The organism is Kocuria rhizosphaericola, from assembly GCF_044462205.1.
Lineage (GTDB): Bacteria > Actinomycetota > Actinomycetes > Actinomycetales > Micrococcaceae > Kocuria > Kocuria rhizosphaericola.
The window spans coordinates 1-10,014 of sequence record NZ_JBISWK010000079.1 but is presented as its reverse complement, the minus strand read 5'-3'; the positions used below and the strand labels follow the sequence as shown (position 1 = coordinate 10,014).

The following is a 10,014-nucleotide window of genomic DNA, read 5'->3' as shown; positions in this document are numbered from 1 at the left end:
GGGGACTATCGCAGTAACGGTGTAAGAGGCCCAATCGCCCCGAATGGGGTTGGAGGGTCGACATGAGCGAGAACATCGAGACACTGGTGGACGTGAGCCCACCGACACCCGGCGAGCAGCCGGAAGAGACACCGGAGCTGTCTGCGGCGGAGCAGGAAACCGTCCGGGAGCTGGTCCGCCAGGCTAGAGCGAACGGGGCGGCGTTGACCGGTCCGGGAGGGTTGCTGAAGCAGCTGACCAAGATGGTCGTCGAGGCCGCCTTGGACGAGGAGATGAACGAACACCTCGGCTACGAGCACGGCGAGCCCGGGGGCCGCAACCGCGGCAACTCGCGCAACGGGCGACGGTCCAAGACGGTCATCACCGACAACGCCGGCCCCGTGGAGATCGAGGTCCCCCGCGACCGGGAAGCCAGCTTCGAGCCGGTGATCGTCAAGAAGCGCCAGCGGCGGCTGTCGGACCTGGACCAGGTCGTTCTCTCGCTCTCGGCCAAGGGCCTGACCACCGGGGAAATCAGCGCCCACCTGGGCGAGGTCTACGGCGCGGAGGTCTCCAAGGACACCGTCACGAGGATCACCGACCGCGTCATCGAGGAGATGACCGCCTGGTGGGCCCGGCCCCTGGAGCAGGTCTACGCGGCGGTGTTCATCGACGCGATCATGGTGAAGGTCCGCGACGGGCAGGTCCGCAACCGGCCCGTGTACGCCGCGATCGGGGTGGACCTGGCCGGGCACAAGGACATCCTTGGGATGTGGGCCGGGGACGGCGACGGGGAGAGCGCGAAGTTCTGGTACGCGGTCCTGAACGACCTGAAGTCCCGCGGGGTCAAGGACGTGTTCTTCGTGGTCTGCGACGGGCTCAAGGGCCTGCCCGACAGCGTCAACGCGGTCTTCCCGGCCGCGATCGTCCAAACGTGCATCATCCACCTGATCCGCGGCACGTTCCGCTACGCCTCGCGGAAGTACTGGGACGAGCTCGCCAAGGACCTGAAGCCCGTCTACACCGCCCCGACCGCTGCCGCCGCGGAGGCCGCCCTGGAGGAGGTGGAGGACAAGTGGGGCGCCCGGTACCCGGCGATCAGCCGGCTGTGGCGCGGGGCGTGGACGGAGTTCGTGCCCTTCCTGGATTACGACGTGGAGATCCGCCGGGTCATCTGTTCGACCAACGCGATCGAGTCCCTCAACGCCCGGTTCCGTCGGGCCGTGCGGGCCCGGGGGCACTTCCCCAACGAGCAGTCGGCGATGAAGACGCTGTACCTGGTCGTGCGGAGTCTGGACCCCAAGGGCACCGGGCAGACACGATGGATCACACGGTGGAAGCCGGCGCTGAACGCCTTTGCCATCACCTTCGCCGACCGGATGCCGGCGGCGGAGAACCACTAACCATGGAAACGCCTCTTACACCGTTAGAGCGACAGTCCCGGCCCCGGACCCCTCGAGGGGTCCGGGGCCTTCCCGGCAGTGCTGCTGCGGCTCAGACGCCGTAGTACAGCGAGAACTCCAGCGGGTGCGGGACCACGGACAGCGGCTTGAGCTCGAACTCGCGCTTGTACTCGATCCAGGACTGGATGGTGTCCTCGGTGAAGACGTCACCGGCGAGCAGGAACTCGTGGTCCTCCTCCAGGGCCAGGAGCGCCTCCTCGAGCGAGGCCGGGGCCTTCTTGATGTCCTTGGCCTCCTCCCACGGCAGCTCGTAGAGGTCCTTGTCGATCGGGTCGGCCGGCTCGATGCGGTTGCGGATGCCGTCGAGGCCCGCCATCAGCTGGGCGGCGAAGGCGAGGTACGGGTTGCACGAGGGGTCCGGGGCGCGGAACTCGAGGCGCTTGGCCTTCGGGTTGGTGCCCGTGATCGGGATGCGGATGCCGGCGGAGCGGTTGCCCTGCGAGTACACCATGTTGACCGGGGCCTCGAAGCCCTTGACCAGGCGGCGGTAGGAGTTGACCGTCGGGTTGGTGAAGGCCAGCACGGCCGAGGAGTGCTCGAGCAGGCCGCCGATGTACCAGCGGGCGAGGTCGGACAGCCCGCCGTAGCCCTTCTCGTCGTAGAACAGCGGCTCGCTGCCCTTCCACAGGGACTGGTGGCAGTGCATGCCGGAGCCGTTGTCGTTGTAGACGGGCTTGGGCATGAACGTGGCCGACTTGCCGAAGGCGTCCGCCGTGTTCTTGATGACGTACTTGAACTTCTGCAGGTCGTCGGCGGCCTTGGTCAGGGTGTTGAACTTGTAGTTGATCTCGGCCTGGCCGGGAGCGCCCACCTCGTGGTGGGAGCGCTCGACCTCGAGGCCGACCTCGTCCAGGGCCACGCACATGGCGTCGCGCAGGTCGGCCTGCTTGTCGACCGGGGAGACGGGGAAGTAGCCGCCCTTGGTGGCGGTCTTGTTGCCCAGGTTCCCGCCCTCCTCCTTGCGGCCCGTGTTCCACGCGGCCTCGTCGGAGTCGATGGCGTAGAAGGAGCCCTGCGGCTGGATGTCGTAGCGGACGTCCTCGAAGACGAAGAACTCGGCCTCGGAGGCGAAGTTGGCGACGTCGGCGATGCCGGTCGACGCCATGTAGGCCTCGGCGCGCTCGGCGACGCCGCGGGGGTCGCGGTGGTAGGGCTCACCGGTGCGGGGGTTCACGATCGAGCAGGTGACCACGAGGGTCTTCTCGACGCGGAAGGGGTCCACGAACGCCGACGTCGGGTCCGGGATGAGCTGCATGTCGGACTCGGCGATGCCCTGGAAGCCGCGGATGGAGGAGCCGTCGAACAGCTGTCCGTGCACGAAGAAGTCGTCGTCCACCGCCTTGGCGGGGAGGTTGAAGTGCTGCTGCACGCCGGGCATGTCCGTGAACCGGACGTCGACGAAGACGATCTCCTCGTCCTTGATGAAGGCGAGGACTTCCTCGGGTGTCTGGAACATGTGCTGCTCTCCTTGTTAGGTGGGCTGGACCGCCGTGCCACGAGCTCTCGGTCGGCGTCCGTTTCCGGGGACAACGCTACGGACCGGGCATTAAGGCTCCGTGTCCCGGGTGTTTCCTCGGTGTTACGCAGGAGTCCCGCCGGGGGAGCCACGGTCCCCCGCCAGTCTAGGGGAGTCCTCCCCGATACCCTGGGGGGATGATCGACAGAAGTGATGTGGGCTCCTGGCTCGAGGGGCCGGGGACCGGCCGGCAGCAGTACCCGGGGCAGCGCCTCGGGCGCCCGGAGCAGGGGCCGGGCTCCGTGGGACGCGTGGGGCGGCGGGTCGTGGCCCTGGTGGTGGACTGGTACGTGTGCTGGGCGCTCGCCCAGTGGCTCGTGCCGCAGTGGAACGGGCAGGGTCTGATGACCCTGGCCTTCCTGTTCCTGCTCAACGTGCTGCTGGTCGGCGCGACCGGCCACACCCCGGGGCACCTGCTGCTGGGCCTTCAGGTGCAGACGCTGGCCGGGCGGTCGGCGGGCTTCGCCCGCGCCGCGGTCCGCTCCCTCCTGCTGTGCCTCGTGATCCCGGCGGTCGTGTTCGACCCGGACCAGCGCGGCCTGCATGACCGGGCGGCCGACACGGTCCTCGTCCGTACCCGCTGAGGCGCGGCACGGTCCCCTGGTGCGACGACGGAGCCCCTCGCCNGGCGAGGGGCTCCGTCGTGACCGGTCGGGCCGGCGGCTCAGCGGCCGCGCATGGCCCGGCGGTCCGGGCGGGCGCGCATCGGGTCCACGCCCTTGGGGATCGGCAGGCGGTTGCCCAGGGTGCTGATCCGCTTGTGCACGGTCTGCACCTCCTGCTGGGTGAGCTTCTTGTCGAGCTTCTTCATCTGCTTGGAGAGCTGGCGCAGCGGCACCTGGCCCTCGCCCTTGCCGGTCTTGATGACGTGGATCGGCACGTTCTGGATCACGGGGCCGATCCGGCGGCGCTCCTTGGCGACGAGCTTGTCGACCCGCCCGGCGGGGCCCTCGGTCACGAGGACCACGCCGGGCCGGCCGATGGCGCGGAAGATGAGATCGCGGGTGCGGGGGTCCATGGCGGCCGGCTGGTCCTCGACGATCCAGCCGCGGCGCAGCGCGGACAGCGCGGCGCCGGCGGACCCGGGCTGGTCCTCGATCCGGGCGAACGCGGCGCGCTCGGCCCGCCGGGAGAGGTAGAACGAGGCGGCGAGCAGGGCGAAGGGCAGGCCGATGAGCAGCCCGGTGATCCAGTTGCCGAGGAGGATGCCGACGAGCAGGAAGGCCAGGATGACGCCGAGTCCGATCAGCAGCATCCACCAGCCGATGTTGGGCTCGACCTCGCGGGTCATCTTGAAGACCTGCTTGATCTGGCTCAGGAAGCCCGGCCCCTTGGTCGCCTTCCGCTGCTTCTTCGCCTCGCGCTTCTGCGCCCGGGTGGGCTTCCCGGTCGGCTTCCCGGGGGAGGTGGATCGCGACGTGGGGCGCGAGTTGGCGTGGGAAGGTGACACGGTGAGACCTCGTCCTGTGGTGCGGTGGCGGTGTTCCGGGGGACCTGCGGCCGAGCGCGTCGAAGCGCCCGGCCGTGGTCCGTCCTCCAGTTTAGCGGGTGGGCGCGGCCGCGCCCGGCCCGTCCTCAGCCGAGGCGCTGGACGAGCGAGGACGCCTCCTGGGACGCGCTGCCGGTGTCCTCGATGTGCGCCAGGTGGGACGGGATCGGCCGGCCCGACTTCTCCATGGCCCGGGCCCACAGCCGGCCGGCGCGGTACGAGGACCGGACCATCGGGCCGGCCATGACGCCCAGGAAGCCGATCTCCTCGGCCATCTCGGAGAGCTCCACGAACTCCTCGGGCTTGACCCACCGGTCGATGGGGTGGAACAGGGGGGAGGGGCGCAGGTACTGGGTGAGCGTGATGATGTCGCACCCGGCGTCGTTGAGGTCGCAGAGCGCCTCGTAGATCTCCTGGTTCGTCTCGCCCATGCCGAGGATGAGGTTGGACTTGGTGATCATCCCGGCGTCCTTGCCCTGGGTGATCACGTCCAGGGAGCGCTCGTACGTGAAGGCGGGCCGGATCTGGCGGAAGATGCGCGGGACCGTCTCGACGTTGTGGGCGAAGACCTCGGGCTCGGCGTCGATGACCTGCTGCAGCCGGTCGGGCACGCCCTGGAAGTCGGGGATCAGGATCTCCACGCCGGTGTTCGGGTTCAGCGTGTGGATCGCGCGGATGGTCTCCGCGTACAGCCAGGCCCCGCCGTCGTCGAGGTCGTCGCGCGCCACGCCCGTGACGGTCGCGTAGCGCAGTCCCAGCTCCTTGACGGACTCGGCCACCTTGCGGGGCTCGGTGACGTCCAGCAGGTCGGGCTTGCCCGTGGCGATGTCGCAGAAGTCGCAGCGGCGGGTGCACTTGGAGCCGCCGATCAGGAAGGTGGCCTCGCGGTCCTCCCAGCACTCGTAGATGTTGGGGCAGCCCGCCTCCTCGCACACGGTGTGCAGGCCCTTGCCGCGGGCGAGCGACTTCAGCTCCTGGAACTCGGGGCCCATCCGCGCCGTGTTCTTCAGCCAGGAGGGCTTCTTCTCGATCGGTGTCTCGGCGTTGCGCGCCTCGACGCGCAACAGGCGGCGGCCCTCGGGGGCGACGGTCATGGTCGGTCTCCTTGTCGAGATGTCGACGGTGGTGCGCTCACGGTCCCGGTGGTCCCGGGGGCGGCGCGGGTCAGCTGACGGCGGTGGGCCAGGGCAGGGGACCCGGGGTCCCCGAAGGGACGAACTGTTCGCACAACTCGTCCCGGCGGGCGAATATTTCCTGCTCCGCGCGCGCGACCACCGTCTCCGGGGTCACGAGCCGGCCCGTCTCCTGCGAGAGGCTCGTGACGGAGGCGTCGGTGATGCCGCAGGGAATGATCTTGCCGAACGGCTGCAGGTCGTTGGAGCAGTTCAGGGCGAAGCCGTGCATGGTGGTCCGCTTGGAGACCTGCACGCCGATGGCGGCGATCTTGCGGTCCGGCCCGTGCTCGTCGGCGAGCACCCAGGCCCCGGAGCGACCCGCCACGGTGGTGGCCTCCACCCCGAAGTCCGCGACCACGGCCAGGATGATCTCCTCGAGCAGGCGCACGAAGCGCACGACGTCGATGGGCGTGGTCAGCCGGACGATCGGGTAGCCGACGAGCATTCCGGGTCCGTGGTAGGTGAGCTTGCCCCCGCGACCGATCTCCACGACCTCGGTCCCGTCGACGGGGTACTCGTGGCGTTCGGTGCGCCGACCGGCCGTGTAGACCGGGGGGTGCTCCAGCAGCAGCACGGTGTTGGCCCGCTCGCCCGCGACGACCTCGCGGTGCACGTTCTTCTGCAGCTCCAGCGCCGAGCGGTAGTCGACGAGGTGCGGATCGAAGCCGAGCCGTTCGAAGCAGAGGGACATGTCCCCAGCCTATCGCGCGCCCGGCCCCGAGCGCGCGGCGGAGGCTGTGGACGGCGTCCACGGCCGCGGGCGCCGGCGGGCATGCTGGGGGCATGGACCAGCGCCCCGCCGCGCACGGCGGCCACCACGAGGCCACCCGGGCCCTGCCCGTCTCCGCGCGGGCACGGCTCGCCGCGGCCGTCCGCGAGGACCGTGGGCGCGGCGGCCTCGACCCGTCCACCGGCACGCCGGCGGAGGACACGCCCCCGCGGCTCCCGCCCGAGGACGGTCTGGAGCCGGTGCGCCGCCTGGGCGGGCGCTCGTGGCTCGTGCGGGAGGCGCGTTCCGGGGAGCACTTCGTCCTGCGTTCCTGCCCGCAGGGGCCCGGCCCGGAGCGCGACCGGTCGCGGGCCGCGGCCCTGTCGCTCGCAGTGGCCCTGGGCGGCCGGGAGGAGCCCTGCCTCGTGGCCGTGCGCGGGCTGCTGGGCCCGGCGGCGGCGCCCGTGGGACTGGTCGAGGACTTCCTGGCGGGCGGCTCCCTCGCCGACCGGCTGGCCGAGCGCGGCCGGCTGGAGCCGGCCGAGGCGGCCGCCGTGCTCCGGGACGCCGCGACCGGTCTGGCGGCCCTGCACGCCCTCGGCCGGTGCCACGGTGAGCTCTCGACCCGGCAGATCCTGTTCCGCACCACGGCGACCACGGCCACGACGGACGGTGCAGGGCTCTCCGCCGCCGTGCGCGCGGGCACGGCGGCCGGGAGCCCGGAGGACGACGTCCGCGAGCTCGGGGCCCTCGGATGGGCGGCGCTCACCGGGCGGGCACCGGCCCGGGAGGCACGGCGGATGCCCCTGTCCCTGCTGTGCCCCGGCGCCCCGACCGGCCTCGTCCGGGCGGTCGAGGCCGCCCTCGACGCCGATCCGTCGGCCCGGCCCACCGCGGCGGACCTGGCCGACCGCCTCGCGCGGGCCCCGGAGGCGGCCCCGGACGCTCCGCCGGTCCCGGCCGCCCGCTCGGACCGGACCGGGCGGAGCGGGCGCCGGTCCCTGCTCGTCGGTGCCGCGGCGCTGCTGCTGGCCGCCGGGGGCACCGCCCTCCTCCCGCAGGAGGGCTCCGACCCGGTCCCGCCGACGACGGCGGGTCCGGCCGCGACGTCGGATCAGGCCGCGACGTCGGACCCGGCGACGATGACGGAACCGGCCACCACCGCGGACCCCGCGGAACCGGGTGCTGGGCCCGTCAGCGGGCCGCCGCAGGCCCCCTCCGCCGTCGCGGATCCCCGGCGGGCGCTGCGGGAGCTGGTGGCGCGGCGGGGCGAGGCCCTGCGGACCGGTGACGCCCGGCTGCTGGAGGAGGTGTACGCGCCCGGGGCGGAGGCCGCGGAGGACGACCGGGACACCATCGCGCGGGACGCGGGGGATTTCCCGGGCTCGTGCTCGAGGTGCAGAGCATCCGGGACGCGCCGGCGGGTCCCGCGGAGCCGGGCACGGTCGAGCTGGTGGCCGAGGTGCGGGTGGCCGGCTACCGGGGCGAGCCGGACTCGGACCCGTCCGTGGAACGGGCGGGGGACGGATGGGTGCAGACGGTCCTCGTGGCCCTGGTCGACGGGGAGCGGGGCTGGCGGCTGGCCCGGGTGGAGCCCGCGGCCGGTGCGACGGCGTCGCCGGGCCCGGAACAGCAGGAGCCGGCACGGCAGGACCCCCGGGGCTGACGGGCAGCGCCGGGGGTCCGGTGGTGGAGGACGCGGCTCACCAGAGCGTGGCGACCGCCATGTTGATCAGCGCCAGCCCGCCCACGGCGTGGGCCAGGCCGGTCGAGACCGTCTCCCCGCGCCTGCTCCTCCGCTGCCCCACGAAGGCGGCGACCGCCACCGCGAGGGCGACCAGCAGCTTGACGGCGACCTTGGCGTGGTTGACGTCGCCGTCGCCCATCTCGTAGATCGCCACGAGCAGCAGACCGGTCACCAGGCTCAGCAGCGAGGCGTGGAACTGTCCGGGGGACACCGTCGGGCGCTTCATGGTGTAGATCCAGGCGCCCACGATGATCGCGGCGCCGACGAGGTGCAGGAAGACGAGGAGTCCGGTCAGGAAAGACATGCTTCCGAGCCTATCGGAGCGCCGCCCGCGCACGCCGAGAGGGCGTGCTCCCTGTGACCAGGAACACGCCCTCTCGTCGCGGTGGGTCCTCCGCAGGCGATCAGCGGGGACCGGGGACCGGCACCCGACCGGTCAGAGGCCGACCTCGGACTCGAAGCGGCCCTCCTCCAGGCGCGCCTTGAGCGCCTGGAGGAAGCGTCCGGCGTCCGCGCCGTCCACCAGGCGGTGGTCGTAGGTCAGCGACAGGTAGCACATCTGACGGATGGCGATGGTGTCGTTGCCGTCGGCGTCGGAGACGACCATCGGACGCTTCACGATCGACCCCGTGCCGAGGATGGCGACCTGCGGCTGGTTGATGATCGGGGTGTCGAACAGGGCTCCGAAGGAGCCGAGGTTCGTGATCGTGAAGGTGCCGCCGGTGAGGTCGTCCGGCGTGATGTTGCCGTCCTTGGCCCGGGAGCCGAGGTCGGCGATCTGCTTGGCCAGGCCGCCGAGGTTGAGGTCGCCGGCGTTCTTGATGACCGGCACCAGCAGGCCCTTCGGGGTGTCCACCGCGATGGCGATGTTCTCCGAGCCGTTGTAGACGATCTCCTTCTCGGCCTCCTTGAAGGTGGCGTTGAGCTTGGGGTGGGCCTGCAGCGCCTCGGCCACCGCCTTGGCGAAGAACGGCAGGTAGGTGAGCTTGGCGCCCTCCCGCTCCTGGAACTTCGCCTTCGCCCGGCCGCGCAGCACGGCCACACGGGTCATGTCGACCTCGGTCACCTGGGTCAGCTGGGCGGCCTCCTGCAGCGACTCGCGCATGCGCTGGGCGATCGTCATCCGGATCCGCGGGGCCTTCTCGGTGGTCCCGCGCTTGGCGTCCGCCTTCGGCGCGGCCGGGGTGGCCTCCTGCGCCGGAGCGGCAGCGCCCGACTCGGCAGGAGCTCCGGCGGCCGGAGCCGCGGCGCCCTTCTGCTCCTCCGCGGCGGCCAGCACGTCCTGCTTGCGGATGCGACCGCCCACACCGGTGCCGGTGAGCGTGGAGAGGTCCACGCCCTCCTTCTTGGCGAGCTTGCGCACCAGCGGGGTCACGTAGGACGAGTTGTCACCGGTCGGGGCCTCCGCCTTCTCGGTGCGGGCGCCGTCGCGCTGCGCGTCGTCCTGCTGCTCGTCCCCGGACGTGTCGGCCAGGACGGGCTCGTCGGTCTCGACCAGGGCCTCGTCGCGGGAAGCAGCCTTCTCCTGCTTCCCGGAGGCGGAGCCCTCGTATCCTTCGCCACCGGCGGCGGACTGCTTCGCCGGCTTCTCCTCCGCGGAGGAGTCCTCGGCGGGCTTCTCCGCCGGCTTGTCGGCGGGCTCGTCCCCGGAGGGGGCGGAGCCGGAGCCGATGATCGCCAGGACCTGGCCGACCTCGGCGTCCTCGTCCTCCTGCACGCGGATCTCCAGCAGGGTCCCGGCCACGGGGGAGGGGACCTCGGTGTCGACCTTGTCGGTGGAGACCTCCAGCAGCGGCTCGTCGACGGCGACCTCGTCACCGACCTGCTTGAGCCACCGGGTCACGGTGCCCTCGGTCACGGACTCGCCCAGGGCGGGCAGGGTGATCTCGCTGCCCTCGCCCGTCTGCTGGGCCTCGGCCTGCGGGGCCTGCTCCTC

The 10,014-nt window shown here is 71.8% G+C and carries 9 protein-coding genes; 3 read left to right on the top strand and 6 right to left on the bottom strand.

Going from position 1 to position 10,014, the window contains the following annotated elements; genetic code table 11:
- Window positions 1-62 precede the first annotated feature (62 nt).
- A complete protein-coding gene (locus ACH9D2_RS08280) occupies window positions 63-1,382 on the top strand; it encodes an IS256 family transposase (protein WP_396362363.1) in 1,320 nt (439 codons plus the stop codon).
- Between the two features lie 91 nt (window positions 1,383-1,473).
- On the opposite strand, the gene glnA is transcribed toward ACH9D2_RS08280, so the two are convergent.
- The gene (gene glnA / locus ACH9D2_RS08275; RefSeq protein ID WP_396362362.1) at window positions 1,474-2,898 is read right to left on the bottom strand and encodes a type I glutamate--ammonia ligase; all 1,425 of its coding nucleotides are present in this window, start codon (window positions 2,896-2,898) and stop codon (window positions 1,474-1,476) included.
- Window positions 2,899-3,095: 197 nt separating this feature from the next.
- Here glnA and ACH9D2_RS08270 point away from each other — a divergent pair, with 197 nt between their 5' ends.
- Window positions 3,096-3,542, top strand: a complete 447-nt coding sequence (locus tag ACH9D2_RS08270; RefSeq protein WP_396362361.1) for an RDD family protein — start codon at window positions 3,096-3,098, stop codon at window positions 3,540-3,542.
- Between the two features lie 80 nt (window positions 3,543-3,622).
- Here the strand turns inward: ACH9D2_RS08270 and ACH9D2_RS08265 are convergent, their stop codons facing one another.
- The 3 genes from ACH9D2_RS08265 to lipB all read right to left on the bottom strand — a co-directional run bounded on the left by ACH9D2_RS08265 (window position 3,623) and on the right by lipB (window position 6,313).
- Entirely contained in the window at window positions 3,623-4,408 is a 786-nt protein-coding gene (locus ACH9D2_RS08265) for a DUF4191 domain-containing protein (protein WP_396362360.1), read from the bottom strand.
- A gap of 125 nt (window positions 4,409-4,533) precedes the next feature.
- On the bottom strand, window positions 4,534-5,541 hold the full coding sequence (gene lipA / locus ACH9D2_RS08260; RefSeq protein ID WP_396362359.1) for a lipoyl synthase: 1,008 nt from the start codon (window positions 5,539-5,541) through the stop codon (window positions 4,534-4,536).
- 70 nt (window positions 5,542-5,611) lie between these two features.
- Window positions 5,612-6,313 carry a lipoyl(octanoyl) transferase LipB gene (gene lipB, locus ACH9D2_RS08255; protein WP_396362358.1) on the bottom strand — a complete coding sequence of 234 codons (702 nt, stop codon included), beginning with the start codon at window positions 6,311-6,313 and terminating at the stop codon, window positions 5,612-5,614.
- Window positions 6,314-7,718: 1,405 nt separating this feature from the next.
- Between lipB and ACH9D2_RS08250 the strand changes: the two genes are divergently transcribed.
- Window positions 7,719-7,997 carry a hypothetical protein gene (locus ACH9D2_RS08250; RefSeq protein WP_396362357.1) on the top strand — a complete coding sequence of 93 codons (279 nt, stop codon included), beginning with the start codon at window positions 7,719-7,721 and terminating at the stop codon, window positions 7,995-7,997.
- Window positions 7,998-8,034: 37 nt separating this feature from the next.
- Here the strand turns inward: ACH9D2_RS08250 and ACH9D2_RS08245 are convergent, their stop codons facing one another.
- Together ACH9D2_RS08245 and sucB are read right to left on the bottom strand one after the other, a co-directional pair.
- On the bottom strand, window positions 8,035-8,382 hold the full coding sequence (locus ACH9D2_RS08245) for a hypothetical protein (protein WP_396362356.1): 348 nt from the start codon (window positions 8,380-8,382) through the stop codon (window positions 8,035-8,037).
- A gap of 132 nt (window positions 8,383-8,514) precedes the next feature.
- The coding region (gene sucB / locus ACH9D2_RS08240; RefSeq protein ID WP_396362355.1) for a 2-oxoglutarate dehydrogenase, E2 component, dihydrolipoamide succinyltransferase at window positions 8,515-10,014 on the bottom strand (1,500 nt) is incomplete at its 5' end.

What these genes read in the sequence shown, in the direction of transcription:
- ACH9D2_RS08280 (WP_396362363.1), top strand. Translation starts at nt 63, where the DNA reads ATGAGCGAGAACATCGAGACACTGGTGGACGTGAGCCCACCGACACCC.
- glnA (WP_396362362.1), bottom strand. Translation starts at nt 2,898, where the DNA reads ATGTTCCAGACACCCGAGGAAGTCCTCGCCTTCATCAAGGACGAGGAG.
- ACH9D2_RS08270 (WP_396362361.1), top strand. Translation starts at nt 3,096, where the DNA reads ATGATCGACAGAAGTGATGTGGGCTCCTGGCTCGAGGGGCCGGGGACC.
- lipA (WP_396362359.1), bottom strand. Translation starts at nt 5,541, where the DNA reads ATGACCGTCGCCCCCGAGGGCCGCCGCCTGTTGCGCGTCGAGGCGCGC.
- lipB (WP_396362358.1), bottom strand. Translation starts at nt 6,313, where the DNA reads ATGTCCCTCTGCTTCGAACGGCTCGGCTTCGATCCGCACCTCGTCGAC.
- ACH9D2_RS08245 (WP_396362356.1), bottom strand. Translation starts at nt 8,382, where the DNA reads ATGTCTTTCCTGACCGGACTCCTCGTCTTCCTGCACCTCGTCGGCGCC.